This window comes from Kitasatospora sp. NBC_01302, assembly GCF_035976515.1.
Taxonomy (GTDB): domain Bacteria; phylum Actinomycetota; class Actinomycetes; order Streptomycetales; family Streptomycetaceae; genus Kitasatospora.
This window is the reverse complement of the sequence record NZ_CP108404.1, coordinates 7883779-7904207: the sequence shown is the minus strand read 5'-3', so window position 1 is coordinate 7904207 and position 20429 is coordinate 7883779. Positions and strand designations below refer to the sequence as shown.

The window sequence follows — 20429 nt, the reverse complement described above, 5'->3', positions numbered from 1 at the left end:
CGCGCCGCCGACGGGTCATCGTCCGGCCGCGGCCTCGGCCCGGCACTCCTCGCGGGCCGCGAGCACGTCCGGATCGTCGGGCAGCAGTTCGGCGGCGATGTCCAGCTCGGCGAGCGCGGCGTCCCAGTGGCCGGCGCTGCGCAGCGCGAACGCGTGGTTGTAACGCACGCCGGGATCGTCCGGCGCCAGCTCCACCGCGTGCCGCAGATCGGCGAGCGCGGTGTCGGCGTCACCCAGCTGGTGTGCCACGGCGGCCCGGCCGCAGAGCGCCGCGACCAGGTCGGGGTCGGCCGCGAGCGCCCGGTCGAACGCCTCCCGGGCCGCCGAGTGCTCCTCGCGGGCGGCGTGCACGTGACCGAGCACGGCCCGCAGGTACGCGTTGCCCGGCTCGCGCTTCAGGCCCGCCAGCGCGTCGCGCTCGGCACCGTCCACGTCCTCCAGGTCCAACCGGATACCGGCCCGGTTGACGTAGGCGTCCACGAAGCCGGGGTCCAGTTCGAGGACGTAGCCGAAGTCGGCGAGGGCGCCCTCGACATCCCCCGCGGCGTTCCTGACGTCACCGCGGTTGTAGAAGACCTCCGGGAACGGCGGCCCCAGCCGCAGTGCCCGTTCGTAGGCCTCCAGCGCCTCCTGCTCCCGGCCCATCCGGCGCAGCAGGTTGCCCAGGTCGAAGTGGTACTCCGGGTAGGACGGATCGACGGCGAGCACCGCCCGGTACTCCTCCAGCGCCTCGTCCAGCCGGCCCAGCCCGGTCAGCACCTGCGCCCGGTTGTGCCGCAGCACGGAGCGGTGCAAGTTGTGCTCGTCGGGGCCGAGTTCGCGGTCCAGCTCGGCCAGGCCCGCCGTGACGAGCTCCAGCGCGGCGTGCGGCCGGCCGCGGTGGCCCTCGATCAGCGCGAGCCCGTTGTGGTGGAAGACCGTGTTGAAGGCGCGCAGCCTGGGGTCGGGCAGCAGCGAGGCCATCGCGATGGCCTCGTTGATCCAGGCCAGGGCACGCTGGTGGTCGCGTCGGGTGGGCTCGCGGTGCCGGGTGTAGAGCATCGAGGTCGCGTAGGCGCACTGGATGTGGATCACCGGCTTGGTGGTCTGCGCACGGGCCTCGTCGCAGATCGCCTCGGCCTCCTCGGCGCGCCCCAGCGCGGACAGCGAGGTGGGCATCTTGCTGGTGAACTGCCACCACAAGTCCGGGCGTTGCTCCCAGTCGACGAGCGCGCGACCGCGCTCGCAGAAGTCGATGGTGGCGTCGTAGAAGCCGAGGAGCATGCAGGTGTCCATGGCGTGCGCCAGCGCCGGTGCGCCGGTTCCGACCGGGTCGCTCCCGTGCTCCCGGTGGTACGGGATCGCGCCGAGCGCCAGCGACGGCTCGGCGGCGGCGACCAGCTCGTCGGCGCGCTGGTCGTGCAGGCGTCGGCGCTCGTCCAGCGGGAGGCGCTGGTAGGCGTCGAGTGCGCCGGGGTCGTCGTCGGTCGCGTCCCCGGTCACGTAGCGTGCGGCACGGGCTCGCAGCGCCGCAGCGTCCGCCGCTGCCTCGTCCGGCACCGCCTCGCTCGACGCCGCCTCGCTCGACGCCGGCTCCGTCGGCACCGCCTCGCTCGACGCCGGCTCCGTCGGCACCGCCTCGCTCGACGCCGGCTCCGTCGGCACCGCCTCGACGCGCCGGCAGCCGCGCAGCAGCGCGGGCAGGTCCTCGCCCGCGGGCGTGCCCGGCTCCACCCACGGGTCGCGGGGCACCGGTTCGAGCAGCCGGGCCGTGCTCTGCACCACCACGGTCAGCACCGCGGGATCCATCCGCCGCAGCAGGACGGCCATGAACTCCTGGTCGGTGGGGTCGGCACGGTCCAGGTCGTCGACGACGAGCGTGCGGGGACCGAACCCGTCGACGGCCAGCAGGTCGCGCAGGAACTCCATGAGCCCGTGCGCGATCCGCAGGGTCCGCCAGCGCGAGTAGAACCGGGTGCGCTCCTCGGGCACGGCCAGCGAGGTCAGCGTCTCGCGCGTGGCGGGGACCAGGTCGCGCAGTTCCGGTGCGACGGTGAGGAGTTCGACCTCGTGCGCGGCGACCAGCTCCGGGTGGCGCTCCAGCGCGTCGGGGACGACGGCCCGCAGCAGGGTGCCGGCCACCGTGTAGGGGCCGCGCAGCCTGCGGTGCGCCGCGATCACGGGCAGCAGCAGCGGCGGCAGCGCGAGGGCGGCGCGGCACGCCTCACGGTCGCGTCGCCGTGCTCCGACCAGGGCCAGGTGTCGATCGGCGTCCGGTGCGGCGGGCCGAGTGGCGGACATGTTCTCCTCCAGGAGCGTCAGGACGGGGACGAGGCGGTGGCCGCGGCCGAAGCAGCTCGCCGACTCCGCCGTTCGCGCAGGAACAGGCCGCCTGCCACCACGACTTCGCCGACGCTCAGCAGCAGGAACAGCACGCTGTCGGTCAGCCCGGCGGCGCTGTGCGAGCCGTGCGCGGAGAGCCGGGCCAGCACCGTGGCGAACACCCGGACGGCGCTGGGCAGCAGGCCGAACGCCAGGGTGCCCAGGCAGAAGGCGTAACCGGCCACCATCAGCACCGAGTACCAGCGGGCCACCGACCGGTCGCGCGGGTGCCAGACCTCCGGGTCGAAGCGGGCGGGGCGCCCGAGCAGCGCGCACCAGCGGTTGGCGAGCAGCTGCTTGGCGGTCGTCTGCAGGTCGACGCAGCCGAGGACGGTGACCACCAGGTAGTACACGTCGGTCTGCAGGAAGAACCAGCACTGCCAGAGCAGCCGCAGCACCGTCAGGTAGGCCAGGGCGAGCGCGAAGGCGCCCACGAGCGGGAACGAACCGTCGCCGCGCCGGGTCACGGCGGCCAGCAGGGTGAGCCCGGCGAGGACGGCGATGTCGGTGAGGATGCCCGCCAGGATGGGCAGGAAGCGCTTGCGGCGCGGCACCCCCACCAGGCCGTCCAGTGCGGTCAGGAACACGAGATAGTACAGCCGCCGCCCCACCGAGAGCCGGGAGCGCAGCCCCAGCCTGCGGCCGGCCAGCGCGTGCGCGGCCTCGTGCAGCAGCACCAGCGGCATCTGGCTGAGGTACATCGTCACCATCAGCACCGACATGTAGTGGGTGAAGAAGAGGTGGTGGTAGCTCGGCACGAGTGCGGGCGTGCGCACCATGGCGGCCAGCCAGCCCGCGATCAGGGCCAGGTAGACGACCGCGCCGACCGGGGAGAAGACCGCCCGGCCCAGCCGGCTCCAGCGCACCGGCGCGGGCGGCGGGGCGACGGGCTCGTCCGCCCCGCGCAGGAAGCCCAACTCGCCGAGATCCGCGACGAAGTCCGCGATGTCGACCGACTCCCCGTAGGTCTCCTGGTACCACTGGGCGGCCTGCGAGCAGGTCTGCCCGTCGACCAGCCGGCGCAGCAGCGCGGCGCCGTCGGCCGGCAGCACGACGAACTCCCCCTCGTCCGGCCGCCCGACGGTCACGTCGTCGCCCTCGGGCAGGAAGGTGAGCGGGTGGAAGGCGAGCGGCCGCTCCGGCGCTCCCGGTCCCCGGACCTCGCCGGGGTCCACCGCCGCAGGCCTGTCTGGCATGGCTCCTCCGCGCGGAAGAAGGACAGTGGGCCACCGGCGACGGGTCCGCACAGAGCGCGGACCCGTCGCCGGCACAGATAGCTGACGAACTATCAGGCAGGACAGCCGCAGCCGCCGTACAGCGCGCCAACCGCGCTGGTGAGACGCACGGATCCGGCCTTCCGGATGGCGATCTTCTTCATCTGGTCCACCTCCCTCGACTTGGAATGACCCGGCACTCCTCCCGCGACGCCGCTCGACCACCCGACCGGCAGCGGGAACCGGGGCGAGGCCAATTTCTAGCACCCGATCCAGCCCAATCCGGTGATCCAGAACAGACTGAGAACAGACCGCGAGCAAGCCGAGAACTCCGTTCCGGGCCGGACACCACGATGGCTCCTCGGCCCGAACGGGCCGAGGAGCCATCGGTGTTCACGGAACGGCTCAGCAGTCGCCGGAGAGCCCCCCCACCGTGCAGCGCCGTCACGAACGTCCGCCAGGCCGCGGGCCCGAAGACCAACGCGGGCCCCTGCGGATCGACTTGAACCACCATGCCGGCGTCGGATCAACCTTGTTCACAGCCCCCTTGTACTGCCCGATGACGACCGGCCGCAGCGTGTTGCTCGATGGTGACGGCCTTTCGCAACAGTCCCGCCACGAGCTGGAGTCTTTGCACTACGGTCTGCGAGTGGGGGGGTTTCCACGACAACCGATCCAACGGCAAAGGACGGCCATGACGGACGACAGGCAGGCGAAGGGCACTGCGGGTTACCTGTTCGAGGCGGGCATGCTCAAGCGGGCGAAGCGCTCCGGCTGGTGGATCGCTGGAGTCAAGGACCCCGAGACGATCGCCGAGCACTCGTTCCGGACCGGCGTCGTGGGCGCGGTGCTCGCGATGATGGAGGGTGCCGACCCGGCCAAGGTGGCGCTGCTGTGCCTCTTCCACGACACCCAGGAGACGCGGATCAGCGATATCCCGCACATCGGCCGGCGCTACCTTTCTGCTGCCTCCAACGAGCGGGTAACGGCCGACCAGGTGAGCGCCGCTCACCCTGCCGTGACCGCCGGTGTGCAGGCCATCGTGGAGGAGTACGCGAACTCCGAGAGCCCGGAAGTCACGGTCGCCCACGACGCGGACAAGCTGGAGTGTCTGATCCAGGCCGTGGAGTACCGTGAGCAGGGATACCAGAATGTCCAGCCGTGGATCGACAGTAGTTTGGGCAGCCTCAAGACCGAGTCGGCGCGCACCCTCGCCGAGGCCGCGCTGACGATGACATCACTGGAGTGGCAGAAGGTCTACCTCGGTTGACCTCGCAGACACCCGCCTTCGGAACCAACAGCGCCCAGGCATTGGTGGAGATCGCACCGCTGTACGAGCAGGTATTCGCGAAGCGGCCGTAAATAGAGCGACCCCGCGACGGCTACAAGTCGTTCTGGACCACGGCTCCCGCCTTGCTCACTTGGAAAGGCCCAGCACTCGGCCCGCAAAGGCCGGTCAAGCGGCCGACAGTGGGGACAGGAACCGGGGCGAGACCCAATTTCTAGCAGCCGATCCGGGACTCGATGATTCAGAACAGACCGAGAACAGATCGCGAGCAAGCCGAGAACTCCGTTATGGACGCCAAAAGATGATGGCCCCTCGGCCCGAACGGGCCCAGGAGCCATCGGTGTTCACGGAACGGCTCAGCAGTCGCCGGAGAGCCCCCCACCGTGCAGCGCCGTCACGAACGTCCGCCAGGCCGCGGGCCCGAAGACCAACGCGGGCCCCTGCGGATCCTTGCTGTCCCGCACAGGCACCGCACCGGGGAGGCCTGCGCCGACCTCGACGCAAGCGGACTGCGCGTTACTGCGGCTGGACTTGAACCACCGTGTCGGCGTCAGATCAATCCTGTCCATAACTCCCTGCCACTTCGGAGATCAGGTGCCGTGACGCCTGCTCATCGAGCGCTGCTGCTCGAATGCTCTTGAAGGCGGCGTCATAGCGTTCGACTTCATGAGGCTTGTCCAAGTACAGGTCACCAGTAAAGCCATCCGCATAGACGGTCGGAGGCTCGGTCTCAGCCCCGTTTCCATCGAGCGGGAAGCGCAGGACTCCGAACGACCCCGACAGCACGCCGAGGTGAAAACCCGCACTGAAGGGGACAACCTTGATCGTCACGTTGGGCAACTCACTGACGATCAGGAGGCGTTCGAGTTGGCCGGACATGACGGACGGACCACCGATCGGGCGCCGCAGTACAGCCTCATTGATCACCGCATCGAAGGTCAGCGGCTCGGTGACCCTGGTGAGCAGCACCTGACGTGCCGTCCGCAAGCGAACGCGCCGCTCCACCTCTTCGTCGTCCTCGTCCGGCTTCCCGGCCCGGATGACGGTCCGCGCGTACTCCTCGGTCTGGAGCAGGCCGGGAACCAACTCGCTTTCGTACCAGTCGATCCGTGACGCAGCCTCCTCCAGTCCGATGAACAGGTCGAACCCCTCGGGGATCACGTCGCCATAGGCGTGCCACCACCCGCGGGCCTTCGTCTCCTTCGCGAGGGCCATCAGAGCCTCGGTCAACTGGCCCGGGGCGCCGTAGACCTTGCACATCGCTTCGACGTCGAGGCTGCGCAGCGAGGTCTGGCCGGTCTCGATCCGCCACATCTTCGCCTCGGACCACTCCAGCCGGCGTGCGGCCGCCCGCACCGTCATCCGCGCCTGGTTGCGGAGGTCGCGCAGATTCCGCCCGAGCTGCCTGCGCGGCACCGTCGAACCGGTGGGGCCGTTGTCCATGACTGTTCCCTTCCCTGTTGCCAGTTGAGGCACTCCTGGCATCCGAAATGAAAGCATTGGTGGACCCGATTCGCAACGAGCGTCATTTGTTCGAATAGGTCAATTCGAAGACCCCGAATGAAGTCTTGCAGATTGCCACCATCGGAGAGCATGCTACTCACAGTGGAGGACATCACGACACAAAGTGATCATGACGGTTCATCACCGGGCATCCCCGTGCTCGCGTCCGACCGTCGTCGGGGCACCCTCCGTTCACCCCCGACCCGCACAACAGGCGTTACTACACAAGGGGAATCCACCATGCACGAACCGATCGACCGGGCACCGATGCCGATCGCCCGCGACCACCGCTGGCTCCAGAAGAGCCACCACTCCCCGGCCGCCGCCCGCCAGCTGCTCCGCGACTTCCTGTCCCGCGTCGACGGAGGCGAACGGTTTGTCGACAACGGCGAGTTGTTGGTGACCGAACTGGTGACCAATGCCGTGCTCCACGGCACCAGGCCCGGCCAGCGGGTCCACCTCGAACTGGAGGTGGACCCGGACCGCCTGTGGATCGCGGTGGAGGACGCCTCCAGCACGCACCCCGTCCTGCGGGAGTCTCCTGACGGCTGCTCGGGCCGCGGACTGCTGCTCGTGGAGACGCTCTCCGAGAAGTGGGGATGGGGACCACGCGAAGGGGTCGGCAAACGCGTGTGGTGCAGTTGTCCCCCTGACTGCTGATCAAGGTCCGACGCCCGGGAGATCGTGAACTCGATCCTCTATCAGGGCAGGACCGGTTGCCAGTGGGCCCACCTCCCGCACGATCTGCCGCCGTGGAGCGCGACTACTACTTCGCCGCCTGGCGCGACGACGGGACCGATCAGGTCATCCACGAGCTCCTGCGCTGCCAGGTCCGCGAGCCGGCCCGGCGATCAGAGGACCCGGCCCTGGTGGTACTGAACACGCAGAGCGGCCGCGCGGCCTCCGGGGCCCCGCCACCACGACCGGCCGAGATCCGGCGAAACGGGCTCCCGGTCGCAAACGGGCCCCGGCCGTCGACGTGCTGGGCCTGGTCATCGCCGTCATCGTCCTGGCCGCGAACACGCACGACAACGCCGCGGGCATCGCCCTGCTGGACCGAGTCGCCGAACACGCAGGCGGCACCGTCCGAGCCTCACTTTGAAACGGACATCAACGCTCGAACCGCCATCTGACAACTGCGTTGCAGGCATTGACCGTTAACAGTCGGCTGCCCGCGCAGCTTCTGATTCCGGGCTCGAGCGCGAGCACGAGCGCGAGCACGGTCGGCCTGCTGGGCGATGCAGCCGCCCGTCCGCCCGAACCCGGCTCGTCGGCCCGGTCGTCCTCGTGTGGGACGACGTCCGCCTCCACCTGGCCAAGCCACTGCGGGAGTTCATCGAGGCGAACGCCGACCGGCCGGCCGTGTTCCAGCTGCCCACCTGTGCGCTCCGGACCTGAACCCGCAGGAGGGCATCCGGTCGCCGGTCGCGCATTCAATTTCAGTAGCGCACCCGCGTAGTTCTACCGATGCCGCTGACCGCCCGCCGCGCCACGATCGTGGAGGAGGCCGTGCGCGAGTCCGGACGCGAAACGTCATGACCTGAACGGACATGACGTGACGTTCGATGATCGGCCGCCAGGAAGCCATCGAGTTCGATACCCACATGCGGTGCCCTACCCTGTGCAGCGCGACGAAATGGAACGCCGGTTCGCCCAGCGTCGCGCCTGCGTGGTCACGAGCCGCCCGCCCATCGCGGGGCACGGCGAAGCCGCAGACCTGACCATCGGCGGAGCGGTACACCCGGCCTCCCCCGACCGGTCGGCACTACTCACCACTGGAGAACGCTCACATGCCCCGCCGTTCCGCCATCGCCACGCTCACGCTCTCCCTCGCCGTCACCGTGACGCTCACCGGCTGCTCGGCCATCGGCGCCGCGACGAAGCCGGGGCCCGCCGCGAGCACCGCAGCCACGGCGGACCTGTTCGCCGCACCGGCCATGGACCAGGCCGTCCAGGCGATAGCCAAAAAGGTGGGCGCATCGCCGATGAAGGTCCTCGAGCTCGACGTGTACGCGGACTACGTGCAGGTCGATGCCGTCGACCCCGCAAAGCCCACCGAGGTCAACAGGTTCACCTACCGCGACGGGCAGGTCCAGGACCCACGGCCCGTCGACATCAGCGACAGCGACCCCGGCGCCCTCGAGCAGAACATCTTCGACAGCACCTCGGTCAAGCCCGAGGTACTCGCCAAGCTGCTCGCCGACTCACCGGCCGCGGCGAACATCGAGGGCGCCAAGGCCTCCAGCGCCGCCGTCAAGCGCATGCTGCCGTTCTCGAGCGACATCCAGATCATCGTCGACGTCCAGGGCACTCGCGCCACCAAGCAGGTCAAGGCGACGGTCGACGGCAAGGTCATCGGGATCGACTGACGTCCCGTCGGATCCTCGACTCCGGTACGGGAAGAGCCCCTCAGTCGCCGGTCACGGCTGGGGGCTGCCCCGCCGGCGCATAGCAGCGCCAGGTCGGCCTGCAGCGCGGCCACCCGGGCCTCCGGCTCCTGACCTCCTGGACGCCTCTCAGGACCGGCCGGTCAGTCCCAGCTCGGCAGCCTGGAGCCAGGCCGCCCCCGCGGAGTGGACATGCAGGTCGACGACGACCTCCTCGCCCTCCCAGTGGCCATCGTCCGAGATCGCAAGGCCGATCAGTGCCAGATCACCGGCCTGGGTACGCAGCGCGTACTGCTCATGGGTCTCCTCGTCGAAGTCACCGTCCGGATCGTCACGCTCCCAAGCGGCCACCGCGGCCTCGGCCACCGCCCTGGGCAGTCGCACCGTGACACTGCCGACCTGGGCGTCGACGTGCGCGCCGATCGCTGCCAGCAACTTCGACTCTTCCCGATACAGGGCGTACCGCTCTTGATCCACCATAGGGCGAGGCTACTCGGCCTTCTCGACCTGCCCCGACCGGATCAGTCCGGCTCCGGTGACGACGACCACCCTGACGGCCTGCGCTGCAAGGCTCCCGGTCTCAGGGGCGAGGACGCACCGGGCTGCCGACGCGCAGCAGGTTGCCGCTGCGGTCGACGAGGGCGAACTCGCGCATCCGGTAAGCGGTGTCGGTGGGCGGCTCCAGACGGCTCCCGGTGGCCCGGTCGCTGGGCACCCCGATCTCGGCCCAACTGCGGTGGAGCGTATCCGCATCCCTGACCTGCAGGTAGCAACTGCCCGCCGTGGCCAGCGGATCCACCTCGGGGTGGTGCCAGAAGTGCAGCTCCACGGTGCCGCGCACCAGGATCAGGTAGTCGTCCTGCTCGGTTGACACCCCGCGCTGCTCAAAGCCCAGCCGGGCATAGAAGGTGAGCGTCTCGCCCAGGTCGCGGCTGGGCAGGATCGGCACCGCGTACTCGTCCATGCGTCCACCCTAGAGCTTGCCCGTCCTGGGCGGCCAGGTCCGTCGGATCCGCGAAATTGACTTGACCCGGCCGCAGGTCGACGCTGCACTGTGGGCCGGACACCAGCAGCCGTGGTGCCCGAATCCCAGGGGAGGCAGCAGCACCGATGGACATCCGTCCCACGACCGACCAGGACCTCGACGTCTTCGTCAGCACACTCCACACCGCGTTCGGGCTCCACCCGGACACCCCGAACGACGATGGCGGCGGCGTCTGGTGGTCGGCGTTCGAGATGGACCGCGGGCTGCTGGCCCTGACCGCGGACGGGCGGCCCGTCGGGACCGCCGCCGCGTACTCGTTCGAACTCACCCTGCCCGGCGGGACCATCGCCCCGGCCGCCGGAGTCACCGCCGTCGGCGTCCTGCCCTCGCACCGGCGCCGGGGCGTGCTCACCGCGATGATGCGGCACCAGCTCACCGAGCTGCGGGCACGCGGGGAGTTCCTCTCCGTCCTGCTGGCCGCAGAGGCCCCGATCTACGGCAGGTTCGGCTACGGACCGGCGACCTACACGGGACGGCTCACGGTGGCACGCCACCAGGGCGCCCTCGCCCCGCTGCGGGCGCACGGACGGGCAGACGCCCCGGCCACCGACCCGGCTGCCGGTTCGACCAGCGGCTCGACCACCGGCTCGGTCGAGGTGATGCGGCGTACCGAGTGCGGCGCGATCCTCGAAGAGGTCTACGACCGGTACCGCCGCGCCCAGCCCGGCGCCCTGTCCCGGCCGCACCGCTGGTGGACCCGCGGCGCGGGGCAGCCCCCGATCGCTCCGGCGCCGCGCTACGTCGCCGTCCACCGCGACACCGACGGCGTCCCGGACGGGTACGCCAGCTATGTGCTCAGCGAAGGCACTCTGACGGTCGACGAGACCATCGCCGCCGACGACGCCGTCTGCACCGCCCTGATCGAGTTCCTGCTCGGCCACGACCTCGTCTCCCAGGTCGCGTTCAAGCACTTCCCGCCCGGGCACCCGCTGCGCTGGCAACTGGCGGACTTCCGTGCCGCCCAGGTGAGCAACGACTCCGACTGGCTCTGGGTACGGCTCCTGGACATACCGCAGGCGTTGACCGCACGCGGCTGGTTCACGGACGGCGAGCTCGTCCTCGACGTCGACGACCCGTTCCTCGGCGAGCACCACCGCTACCTACTGACCGTCCGGGACGGCAAGGCCGACTGCGTCCGCACGGATCGGGACCCCGACCTCTCCCTGAACGTGAACGACCTCGGCTCGATCTACCTCGGCGGCACCGCGCCCAGCACACTCGTCCGCGCCGGACACATCCGCGCCCACCGCCCGGACGCGGCCACCCGCGCCGACATCCTCTTCCACGCCGAGCGGCACCCGCACTGCCTGCACTGGTTCTGACCCCACGCCATGGGAGCGTGGCGGTACTGGCACGCCGACGGCCGGCTCTCGGAGCTGGTCGTCCTGGACGAGAACGGCCGGGAGACGACCCGAAAGGGCTGGAACCCCGCCGGTGACCGGACCTTGGACGTCAAGACCCGCTGAACGGCGACGGGTGTCGGCCGTGGTCCACCACTTACCCGGCCCCTCGCGCGGCCGTCGCGGCGAGCACGGACTCGGCCACCGCGGTGCGGGCGTAGAGCACCGAGCGGCCCGCGCGGTGGGCGCTGGTCAGGCCCGCGTCGCGCAGGGCGGTGAGGTGTTGGGAGACGGCCGGGGCGGAGAGGCCGGTACGGCGGGCCAGTTCGGTGGTGGAGGCCGGCGTGTCGAGTTCGGTGAGCAGCAGGGCCTTGGAGCGGCCGAGCACGGCGGCGATCGCGGCGCTGCCGGTGACCGGCCGCGCCTCCCAGAGAGAGCCCACACCCCGTGCGGGGTAGGCGAGTTGGGGTGGCTCCGGCGGCGTGACCCGGGTGAGCGGGACCGATCCGGTGAAGGCCGAGGGGATCAGCAGCAGCCCGGCACCGGCCGTCGTCCGTGAGATCGGGTTGCTGCGACGACTCAGGCGCAGCACGTTGTCGTCCCAACCCACCGAGGTGTGCAGGTCGTTGAGGAGATGGACCGCACCGTGCTCGGCGACCTGCCGGGCCCGTTGGAAGACCTCCGCATCCAGCACGGCCCGGATCCGCGCCCAGTAGGGTGCCAGCGCGAGCTCCCAGTAGGTCTCGATCTCCTCGGCGAGCCTGCGGAGGTGGGCGGACGGCTCGGCGCGCAGGGAGCGCAGGCGCGGGCCGAGCGGGCCCTGCTCCTGCCGCAGGCGGTCGAGGTCCTGGCGGACCCGCTCGGCGGGGGCGGCGAGGATCGCGGCGAGCTCGGCGGCCAGGGTCGGCGCCGGTCCCGCCGGTGCCGGGTTGAGGAAGTCGGGGACGTACGCGTCGGGCCGGATCAGTTCGGCGAGCCACCCCCGGTCCAGCCCGGCGGCCACCGCCCGGGGCCGCACCTGGTCGATCCAGCGTTGGTGCACGGGGTGCGCGGCCCCCGAGTTCAGCAGCTTGAAGCTGGTCCCGAGCTCCCACATGGGCGAGACGGCGAAGCGCATCTGCGCCAGGTCGTTCGCCGAGAACGTCAGCTCCGCGGGCACGACGATCACTCCTCAGGAGACGTGAGAGCAGCGGGCAGCGGACAGGGATCAGCGATCGACAAACAGCGATCAGCGATCAGGGAACAGGGAACAGGGAACAGGGAACAGGGAACAGGGAACAGCTGACAGATTCTGGATTCTGTCATTGCTTAATCAATAGCTGTCCACCCTACCCCTCGCACATCATCCGATCATGACCCCACAGACCACCACCACCATCACCGCAGCATCGGCAGGCACGTGGCAGCTCGGCGACCGCTCCGTCAACCGGATCGGCTTCGGCGCCATGCGCCTGACGCAGTACGGCGAGGCCCTCGCCGAGGATGCCGTGCCGAGCGATCGCGGCCGAGCGATCCGGGTGCTGCGCCGCGCGGTCGAGCTCGGCGTGAACCACATCGACACGGCGTCCTTCTACTTCTCGCCGCTGCGCTCCGCCAACGAGTTGATCAGCCGGGCGCTGGCGCCCTACCCCGATGACCTCGTCATCGCCACGAAGGTCGGGCCGAGCCGGAGCCCTTCGGGCGAGTTCCTCCCGCACGCGACCCCCGACCGGTTGCGCGGCCAGGTGGAGGAGAACCTGCGCCAACTCGGCCGCGACCACCTCGATCTGGTGAACCTGCGGATCGTCGGCACCGACTCGGTCGCCGAGCGCTTCGGGGCACTGGCCGAGCTGCGCACGGCCGGGCTGATCCGCCATCTCGGGCTCTCCAACATCCACCCGCACCAGCTCGCCGAGGCCCGGGCCATCGCGCCCGTGGTCTGCGTACAGAACCGGTACGGACTGGGCATCCGGCCCGACCACGACGCGTTCCTGCGCGACTGCGGCCGACAGGGCATCGCCTTCGTGCCGTTCTACTCGATCGCCGGCACCGGCGGCCAGGCGGGCGTGCGGGGCGAAGCCGACGAGGAGGTGCTGGCCATCGCCCGGGAGCGCGGGGTCAGTGCGGCGCAGCTCCGGCTCGCGTGGACGCTGCACCGCGGCCCGCACGTGCTGGCCATCCCCGGCACCGGCGACCCGGACCACCTGGCCGCCAACGTGGCCACCGGGGCGCTGCGCCTCGACGGAGCGGAACTGGCCGCCCTGGAGACTGTGCACCAGCGCGGCGCGTGACCGCGGTCGCCCGGCGGGCCGGAAGGCTCAGCGCAGGCCAGGAGACTCAGCGCGGGCCGGAAGGCTCAGGGCGGCGCGTGACCGCCCGGCGGGCCGGAAGGCTCAGCGCGGCGGGAGTTCGCTGGGCCCGACGTGGCCGTCCAGCCAGTCCTTCAGCGGCTGCGAGGCGCGCAGGAAGGCGGTGACCCGACGGTAGGCCTCGGGAGTGCCGAGCCAGTCGGCGGGCTCCCACTCCTGCCAGGCGATCAGGCCCTTGTTGCGCAGCAGCGCGATCCGCGGGTGGTCCTTGGGGTAGCCGCGGGGCGCGGTCTTCAACGGGTCGCGTCCGGTGACCACGGGGCCGGCCTTGGTGACCCGGGCGATCACCCGCTCCAGCTCCGCGCCGGTCACGTCCTCGGCCACCGCGGCGCGGTAGCGCTCCAGTTGGTCGGTGGCCAGATGGTACATCCCGTTGCCGCAGGCCAGTCCGTCGGCGGAGAGCTGGATGTAGCCGCCGACCTCCAGGAAGGCGCCGATGTGCGTCTTGTACGGGGTCTTGTCGGCGCTGAACCGGATGTCCCGGTTGGGGCGGAAGATCTTGCCGGGGCCGAACTCCGGCTCCAGCCGGTCGAGCAGCTCCGCCATCGGTTGGCGCACCGCGCGCTCGTAGACCTCCCGGTGCTCCGCCCAGAAGGTCTTCGAGTTGTCGGTCTCCAGGCGCTCGTAGAACTCCAGCGCCTCGTCCTGCCAGCCTTCGAAAGTCACCGCCCCAGGCTATCCAACAGGAGGTCGCAGCAGTCCGAGGCCCTCGGTGAAATCGGCGGCGGGTCTCACCGCCGCCCGTGGGAATCAGGCGACGGCAGCCGTCAGTGGCCGCCCCGCGGCATCGAGCAGCCGGTACCGTCCGGGTAGCCGCCGTGCGCCACGGTCCGGACCTCGGTCAGGCTCATCGTCCCCTCCAGGCAGACCGGCGCGAGGTCGACGGTGTAGCCGACCCCGGTCGAGCCGTTCTGGTAGACGCGGAGCTTTGCCGGGGCGTAGCCGAGCCCGGCGAGTCGTCCCTGAACGTCACCGGGGACGAAGTCCCTGCCGGTGCGCAGCGGTTCGAGCGCCGCCGCGATCCGCTTGACCTCGGCCACGCCCTTGCAGCGGTCCTGGCCGAGCAGCGGGAAGGCATCCTGGTAGGCGTGGTTGTCCGCATAGTCGGGCGGCGCGTCCTGGCCCGGCCGGTCGGCCGCGCCCGTGGCCGCGCCCGTGGCCGCGCCCGTGGCCGCGGCGGAGGGCGATGGCGTCTCGCCGGGGCACCGCACATCGGCCGGCCCACCTGACGCGGACGCCTTCGCCGATGCCGTGGACGCACCGCTCACAGCGGACGCAGCGGGCGTGTCCGTGCCCGCCGTCGTGGTCACCCGCGTCGTCCCGCAGCCCGCCAGCACGAGCGCGGTGAGCGCGGCGAGGGAGGTGAGCGCGGTCAGCATCAACGGCCGAGCCGCACTGGCCGATCGGCGGGTTTCAGGAGTCAGCATGGCGTCGATCCTGCCAGATGGGACACGATCGACCGCTGCGGGGCCTGCCGCCGAGCCGTCACCACCTGACGACGGGTCAGTGCTCCACGACGGGTCAATGATCCACGACCGGTCAGTGCTTGACGACCGGCTCCAGGTAGAGCGTGTCCGTGCCGCCGGCGTCCGCACCTGCGGCGAGCTCATCGCCCGGCCAGTTCATCTTGACCGAGTGGGTCTCCCCGGGCGGGGTGATCGTCATGGTGGTCACCTTGGTGCCGGAGTGGCCCTTGGGGCTGGGGCGGTACGAGATGGTGAACATGCCGCCCTCCCCCTTGGCGAGGGTGACGGTGCCCGGCGTCTTGAAGCCGCGCGGCACCTGGGTGGTCTCGTTGGGGAGGGTCAGGTCGACCCCGGCGAAGCCGTACAGGGAGCAGGTGTCGCCCTTGTTGACGAGCGAGACGGTGACCGTCAGGTTGCCGTCCGCCCCCGGCGTGGGGCTGCCCGCCGAGACGTCGGGGATCAGGTTGCTCGTGGTGCAGGCGGCGTCCTTGGCGGCCGCGCCGCCCGTGGCCGGAGTCTTGGCGCCGGCGCCGCCCGAGGACGAGCCCGTGGTGCCGGTGCCGCCCGACGCCTTGCCCGTGCTCGCCGCCGACGCCGTCTGCCCGCCGTTCGTACTGGCGGAGACGGTCACGTCGTCCTGACAGGCCGTCATGCCGAGCCCCGCCACGACCACGACCGCACTTGCCGCCAGGGCACGCTGAACACGCATCTGAAGATCTCCCGTGAGTGGTGGACCGCAGCTCCCCGCCGCGAACAAGAAGAAGACTTCCACGCGCCGTCAGAGACCGTCCAGCCGCGAACGGCCGCCGGGACAGAGCCGTGACGGTGTCCCGGTTCTGTCCCAAAGCACCAGGTCACGCACCCTCGGCGGCCCCGCTGCCGCTTCCCGCCCCGCCGTCGCTCGGCCCACCGCCCCCGCACCACGCTCAACGCCCGCACCGGACGGCAGGTTCCCGCACGCGCAGGGCGGCGCGCCGCTGGGTAGTCATCTCCGGACACGGGGGCCGGAACCGACCACGAGGAGTCGCAGTGTTCACCACCCGACCCACCCTGCAGGGCACCTTCGGCATGGCGGCCTCGTCCCACTGGCTCGCCACGGCCACGGCGATGGCGGTGCTGGAGGATGGCGGCAACGCCTTCGACGCCGCCGTGGCCGCGGGCTTCACCCTCCAGGTGGTCGAACCTCACCTGAACGGCCCGGCCGGCGAGGTGCCGATCATCCTCGCCCCGGCCGGGGGACGCCCGCAGGTGCTGTGCGGGCAGGGCGGGGCGCCGGCCGGGGCCACCATCGAGCACTACGCCTCGCTCGGGCTCGCCGAGGTGCCCGGCACCGGGCCGCTGGCCGCCGCCGTCCCCGGCGCGGTCGACGCCTGGCTGCTGCTGCTCCGCGACCACGGGACCAAGCGCCTGTCCGAGGTGCTGCGGTACGCCATCGGGTACGCGGCGGACGGGCATCCGGCGGTGCCGGCCGTCGGGGCGGCGGTCGCGGCGGTGCGCGAGCAGTTCGAGACGCACTGGCCCAGCTCCGCCGCGCTCTACCTGCCGCACGGCCGCCCGCCCGCGCCCGGGGCGCTGCTGCGCAACCCCGCGCTCGCCGCCACCTGGCGGCGGCTGCTGGCCGAGGCGGAGGCTGCCGGGGCCGGGCGCGAGCAGCAGATCGACGCGGCCCGGCGGGTCTGGGGGCAGGGGTTCATCGCGGCGGCGCTGGCCGAGTTCGCCGCACGGCCGGCGATGGACACCTCCGGCGAACCGCATGCGGGGGTGCTCACCGGCGCCGACCTCGCCGCCTTCGAGGCGACGTACGAGGAGCCGGTCTGCCACTCGTGGCGCGACTGGACGGTCTGCAAGCCGGGGCTGTGGAGCCAGGGGCCGGTCTTCCTCCAGCAACTCGCACTGCTGCCCGAGGACTTCGGCCAGGGCGCCACGGCCTACGGCACCCCCGCGTACCTGCACACCCTGATCGAGGGCGGCAAGCTGGCGATGGCCGACCGGGAGGCCTGGTACGGCGACAACACCGAGCACGCCGAGGTGACGGTGGCCGACCTGCTCGACCCCGCCTACAGCGTCGAACGCCGGTCACTGGTCGGCGAGTTCGCCTCGGCCGAGCTGCGCCCGGGCCGCCCCGGCGGCCGGCTGCCCCGGCTCGGCCGGCGAGCCCTCGACGCACCCCGCCTCGGCGCGACGACAGCGCCCGGCCTCGGTGAACCGACCCTCGCCGAACCGAACACCGCCGAACCGACCCTCACCGAACCGGGCATCACCCCCGACGGCGCCACCAAGGGCGACACCTGCCACCTGGACGTGGTCGACCGCTGGGGCAACCTGGTCTCCGCCACGCCCAGCGGCGGCTGGCTGCAGTCGAGCCCGGTCGTCCCGCGGCTCGGCTTCCCGCTCGGGACCCGCCTGCAGATGGCCCAGCTCGAACCGGGACTGCCCAACTCCCTCGCCCCCGGCCGCCGTCCGCGCACCACGCTGTCGCCCTCGCTGGCCCTGCGCGACGGCGAGCCGGTGCTGGCGTTCGGCACCCCGGGGGGCGACGCCCAGGACCAGTGGAGCCTGCACTTCTTCCTCGCCGTCGCCCTGCGCGCCCCGGTGCGCGGCGGGCTCGACCTGCAGGGCGCGATCGACGCCCCGAACTGGCACCAGGAGAGCTTCCCGTCCTCCTTCCACCCGCACGCCATGCACCCCGCCCAGGTCACCGTCGAGGCCCGGGTCGGCGACGACGTCCTCGCCGAGCTGCGCCGCCGCCGGCACCGGGTCCGGGTCGCCGGGGCGTGGAGCGAGGGCCGGCTCTGCGCGGTGGCCCGCGATCCGCGGACCGGGATCCTGTCCGCCGCCGCGAACCCGCGCGGCATGCAGGGCTACGCGGCGGGGCGGTAGCCCGCACACCCAACCTCCCGCGCACCCAACCTCCCGCGCACTCCCCACTCGCGCACGCCCCACTCGCGCGCTCCATCACCCACGCACTCCACCACTCGCGCACTCCCCCCGGCGAAGTGCTAACTTAGGCATACCTAACTACTTGCAGACCTGCACGATTTCCCTGGGGGGACCCCATGACAGAGCAGCCGACCCGCAGAGCGCCGAGGGCCCGCGAGGCACAGGTCCTGCGCAACGAGCGGATCACGCCGCACATGGTGCGCCTGGTCCTCGGCGGTGCGGGACTGGACGACTTCGACGCCTCGGAGTTCACCGACCACTACATCAAGGTGCTCTTCGCGCCCGCCGGCGTCAGCTACCCCGAGCCCTTCGACCTGGCGCGGATCCGCGAGGAGTTCGCGCGCGAGCAGTGGCCGGTCACCCGGACCTACACGGTGCGGGCCTGGGACCCGGCGCTGCGCGAGCTGACCGTGGACTTCGTGGTGCACGGTGACGAGGGCCTGGCCGGCCCGTGGGCGGCCGGCGCGCAGCCCGGCGAGACGGTGCGGTTCCAGGGCCCCGGCGGCGGCTACGCGCCGGAGGCCGACGCCGACTGGCACCTGCTCGCGGGCGACGAGAGCGCCCTGCCCGCGATCGCGGCGGCACTGGAGCGGATGCCGGCCGGCGCCGTGGTGCACGCCTTCGTCGAGGTCCCGGACGCGGCGGAGGAGCAGAAGATCGTCTCGCCGGCAGCGGTCGAGCTCACCTGGCTGCACCGCGGCCGGCGCCCGGTGGGCGAGGCGCTCGTCGAGGCCGTGCGCGCGCTGGAGTTCCCGGCCGGCACGGTGTCGGCCTTCGTGCACGGCGAGGCCGGCTTCGTGAAGGAGCTGCGACGCCAGCTGCGGGTGGAGCACGGCGTCCCGCGCGAGCGGCTGTCGATCTCGGGCTACTGGCGGTACGGCCAGAGCGACGAGGCCTGGCGTGCGGCCAAGCGGGAGTGGAACGCCCAGGTGGAGGCGGAGCAGGAGCAGACCGGCTGACCCGGCGCCCGCCAAGGCCCCCGGCACCGCAACACCCTGCAGCCCGCTGCCGCAACACCCCGCCGCCCGCCACTGCAACACCCCGGCGACCCGCCGCCCGCCACCGCAACACCCCGGCCCCGCGCTCAGCCACCCGGGGCACCGCGACCGGCCGGCGGGCGGGTCACGGGGCGGCGGGCGCCGGGGGCGGCTAGCTTGCCGGTGGATCGCACCGATGCCACCGGGAGCAGCGCCATGACCACTCCGCCCCACCCCGCACCGGCGCAGGTGCGCGCCGGACAGGTCCTGCGCAACCCGAAGGCGTGGTACTTCCCCGGCGGCATCGTCGCCCTGCTGGCGCTGCTGCTGTCGCTGCTCTACCTGGGCGGTGTGGCGGACCCGAATGGCAACCTGCACCGGCTGCCGATCGGCCTGGTCAACGCCGACCGCGGCGCCACCGTGGCCGGCCACCCGGCGAACCTCGGTGCCCGGATCACCGCCGGGATCGCCGGCGCCCCCGACCCGAAGGAGCAGGTCTCCTGGCGGGTGCTGGACCCGGCCGGCGCCCAGGACCAGCTGGCCTCGGGACGGCTGGACGGTGTCCTGGAGGTCCCCGACGGCTTCACCGCGGCGGTCGAAGGGCTCGGCGCCACTGGCCCCCAGCCGCCCGCGCACCCCACCGTGAACGTGCTGACCAACCCCGGGGTGGGCAGCCTGGCCTCCTCGCTGGCCAGCTCGATCGCCCAGACGGCCGCCCACCAGGCCTCGCTGCAGCTCGGCGGGTCGCTGACCTCCGCCGCGGCCGCCTCGCCGCAGAGCGGCGCACCGGGCGGAACGCAGAGCGGCGCGGCCCGCCTGCTGCTCGCCGACCCGATCGCCGTCTCGGTCCAGGTCGGCCATCCGATCGGCTCCCACAGCGGGCTGGGGCTGACCGCGTTCTACTACACCCTGCTGCTGGTGCTCTCCGGCTTCCTGGGCGCCAACATCATCAGCAACGGCGTCGACGTCGGCCTCGGCTACGCCGACAGCGAGATCGGCCCCTGGCACACCCGCCGTCCCGTGGTGCCGATCAACCGCACCCAGACGCTGCTCGCCAAGTGGGGCATGTCGGTGGGGCTCGCCGTGGTGACCACCTCGCTGGTGATGGTCGGCGGCATCGCGATCATCGGCATCGACGCCTCGCACATCCCGCTGCTCTGGGTCTTCTCGTTCTGCGCGACCTCGGCGGTGGGCCTCGGCGTGCAGGCCATCAACGCGGCGTTCGGCGGCATCGGACAGCTCGTCAGCATGTTCGTCTTCGTCGCGGTCGCGCTGCCCTCCTCGGGGGCGACGATCCCGCTGCAGGCGCTGCCCACCTTCTACCGCTGGCTGGCCGTCTTCGAGCCGATGCGCCAGCTCAGCGACGGCACCCGGGCGATCCTCTACTTCGACGCCCGGGCCGATGCCGGACTCGTCCGTGCCTGGGTGATGATCGCCATCGCCGTGGTGCTGGCGCTGGCCTTCGGGCTGGCCGTCACCCGCTACTACGACCGCAAGGGCCTGCACCGGATGGTCCCCACGATCGTCTGAGCGCTTTTCGCATGATCATCCCGCCCCTCT

Annotated in this window: 19 protein-coding genes and 2 pseudogenes; 11 read left to right on the top strand and 10 right to left on the bottom strand. The window is 71.8% G+C overall.

What is annotated here, in order from left to right; genetic code table 11:
* Window positions 1-15: 15 nt before the first annotated feature.
* Window positions 16-2280, bottom strand: coding sequence for a tetratricopeptide repeat protein (locus OG294_RS34510; RefSeq protein WP_327070490.1), 2265 nt, complete (start codon window positions 2278-2280; stop codon window positions 16-18).
* Window positions 2281-2297: 17 nt separating this feature from the next.
* Entirely contained in the window at window positions 2298-3557 is a 1260-nt protein-coding gene (locus OG294_RS34505) for a hypothetical protein (protein WP_327070489.1), read from the bottom strand.
* A 712-nt stretch (window positions 3558-4269) separates the two neighbouring features.
* On the opposite strand from OG294_RS34505, the gene OG294_RS34500 reads away from it, so the two are divergent.
* Window positions 4270-4845, top strand: a complete 576-nt coding sequence (locus OG294_RS34500) for an HD domain-containing protein (protein ID WP_327070488.1) — start codon at window positions 4270-4272, stop codon at window positions 4843-4845.
* 374 nt (window positions 4846-5219) lie between these two features.
* Here the strand turns inward: OG294_RS34500 and OG294_RS34495 are convergent, their stop codons facing one another.
* Window positions 5220-5432 (bottom strand): DUF397 domain-containing protein, encoded by a 213-nt coding sequence (locus tag OG294_RS34495; protein WP_327070487.1) that lies wholly within the window; start codon window positions 5430-5432, stop codon window positions 5220-5222.
* Window positions 5419-6306 carry a helix-turn-helix domain-containing protein gene (locus OG294_RS34490; RefSeq protein WP_327070486.1) on the bottom strand — a complete coding sequence of 296 codons (888 nt, stop codon included), beginning with the start codon at window positions 6304-6306 and terminating at the stop codon, window positions 5419-5421. The genes OG294_RS34495 and OG294_RS34490 overlap by 14 nt, the downstream gene beginning before the upstream one ends.
* Window positions 6307-6606: 300 nt before the next feature.
* Between OG294_RS34490 and OG294_RS34485 the strand changes: the two genes are divergently transcribed.
* The 4 genes and pseudogenes from OG294_RS34485 to OG294_RS34470 all read left to right on the top strand — a co-directional run bounded on the left by OG294_RS34485 (window position 6607) and on the right by OG294_RS34470 (window position 8735).
* Window positions 6607-7026, top strand: a complete 420-nt coding sequence (locus OG294_RS34485; protein WP_327070485.1) for an ATP-binding protein — start codon at window positions 6607-6609, stop codon at window positions 7024-7026.
* 9 nt (window positions 7027-7035) lie between these two features.
* A pseudogene (locus tag OG294_RS41260) lies at window positions 7036-7465 on the top strand (transposase); the annotation flags it as partial.
* Between the two features lie 155 nt (window positions 7466-7620).
* Window positions 7621-7805, top strand: a pseudogene (locus OG294_RS41255) (transposase); the annotation flags it as partial.
* A gap of 351 nt (window positions 7806-8156) precedes the next feature.
* Window positions 8157-8735 (top strand): hypothetical protein, encoded by a 579-nt coding sequence (locus tag OG294_RS34470; RefSeq protein ID WP_327070483.1) that lies wholly within the window; start codon window positions 8157-8159, stop codon window positions 8733-8735.
* A gap of 147 nt (window positions 8736-8882) precedes the next feature.
* Here OG294_RS34470 and OG294_RS34465 read toward each other — a convergent pair whose 3' ends face one another.
* Together OG294_RS34465 and OG294_RS34460 are read right to left on the bottom strand one after the other, a co-directional pair.
* A complete protein-coding gene (locus OG294_RS34465; protein WP_327070482.1) occupies window positions 8883-9233 on the bottom strand; it encodes a hypothetical protein in 351 nt (116 codons plus the stop codon).
* Window positions 9234-9333: 100 nt separating this feature from the next.
* Window positions 9334-9717 (bottom strand): bleomycin resistance protein, encoded by a 384-nt coding sequence (locus tag OG294_RS34460; RefSeq protein ID WP_327070481.1) that lies wholly within the window; start codon window positions 9715-9717, stop codon window positions 9334-9336.
* A 146-nt stretch (window positions 9718-9863) separates the two neighbouring features.
* On the opposite strand from OG294_RS34460, the gene OG294_RS34455 reads away from it, so the two are divergent.
* The gene (locus OG294_RS34455; RefSeq protein ID WP_327070480.1) at window positions 9864-11120 is read left to right on the top strand and encodes a GNAT family N-acetyltransferase; all 1257 of its coding nucleotides are present in this window, start codon (window positions 9864-9866) and stop codon (window positions 11118-11120) included.
* A gap of 9 nt (window positions 11121-11129) precedes the next feature.
* Window positions 11130-11264 (top strand): hypothetical protein, encoded by a 135-nt coding sequence (locus tag OG294_RS34450; protein ID WP_327070479.1) that lies wholly within the window; start codon window positions 11130-11132, stop codon window positions 11262-11264.
* Window positions 11265-11295: 31 nt separating this feature from the next.
* Here OG294_RS34450 and OG294_RS34445 read toward each other — a convergent pair whose 3' ends face one another.
* A complete protein-coding gene (locus OG294_RS34445) occupies window positions 11296-12297 on the bottom strand; it encodes an ArsR/SmtB family transcription factor (RefSeq protein ID WP_327070478.1) in 1002 nt (333 codons plus the stop codon).
* Between the two features lie 193 nt (window positions 12298-12490).
* Between OG294_RS34445 and OG294_RS34440 the strand changes: the two genes are divergently transcribed.
* The gene (locus OG294_RS34440; protein WP_327070477.1) at window positions 12491-13408 is read left to right on the top strand and encodes an aldo/keto reductase; all 918 of its coding nucleotides are present in this window, start codon (window positions 12491-12493) and stop codon (window positions 13406-13408) included.
* Between the two features lie 102 nt (window positions 13409-13510).
* On the opposite strand, the gene OG294_RS34435 is transcribed toward OG294_RS34440, so the two are convergent.
* The 3 genes from OG294_RS34435 to OG294_RS34425 form a co-directional block, all read right to left on the bottom strand.
* The gene (locus OG294_RS34435; protein WP_327070476.1) at window positions 13511-14152 is read right to left on the bottom strand and encodes a DUF2461 domain-containing protein; all 642 of its coding nucleotides are present in this window, start codon (window positions 14150-14152) and stop codon (window positions 13511-13513) included.
* Window positions 14153-14253: 101 nt separating this feature from the next.
* Entirely contained in the window at window positions 14254-14913 is a 660-nt protein-coding gene (locus tag OG294_RS34430; protein WP_327070475.1) for a hypothetical protein, read from the bottom strand.
* A 112-nt stretch (window positions 14914-15025) separates the two neighbouring features.
* On the bottom strand, window positions 15026-15661 hold the full coding sequence (locus OG294_RS34425) for a hypothetical protein (RefSeq protein ID WP_327070474.1): 636 nt from the start codon (window positions 15659-15661) through the stop codon (window positions 15026-15028).
* A gap of 320 nt (window positions 15662-15981) precedes the next feature.
* Here OG294_RS34425 and OG294_RS34420 point away from each other — a divergent pair, with 320 nt between their 5' ends.
* The 3 genes from OG294_RS34420 (at window position 15982) to OG294_RS34410 (ending at window position 20399) form a co-directional block, all read left to right on the top strand.
* Window positions 15982-17832 (top strand): gamma-glutamyltransferase family protein, encoded by a 1851-nt coding sequence (locus OG294_RS34420; RefSeq protein ID WP_327070473.1) that lies wholly within the window; start codon window positions 15982-15984, stop codon window positions 17830-17832.
* Window positions 17833-18008: 176 nt separating this feature from the next.
* Entirely contained in the window at window positions 18009-18851 is an 843-nt protein-coding gene (locus OG294_RS34415) for a siderophore-interacting protein (RefSeq protein ID WP_327070472.1), read from the top strand.
* A 234-nt stretch (window positions 18852-19085) separates the two neighbouring features.
* Entirely contained in the window at window positions 19086-20399 is a 1314-nt protein-coding gene (locus OG294_RS34410) for a DUF3533 domain-containing protein (protein ID WP_327070471.1), read from the top strand.
* Window positions 20400-20429 lie beyond the last annotated feature (30 nt).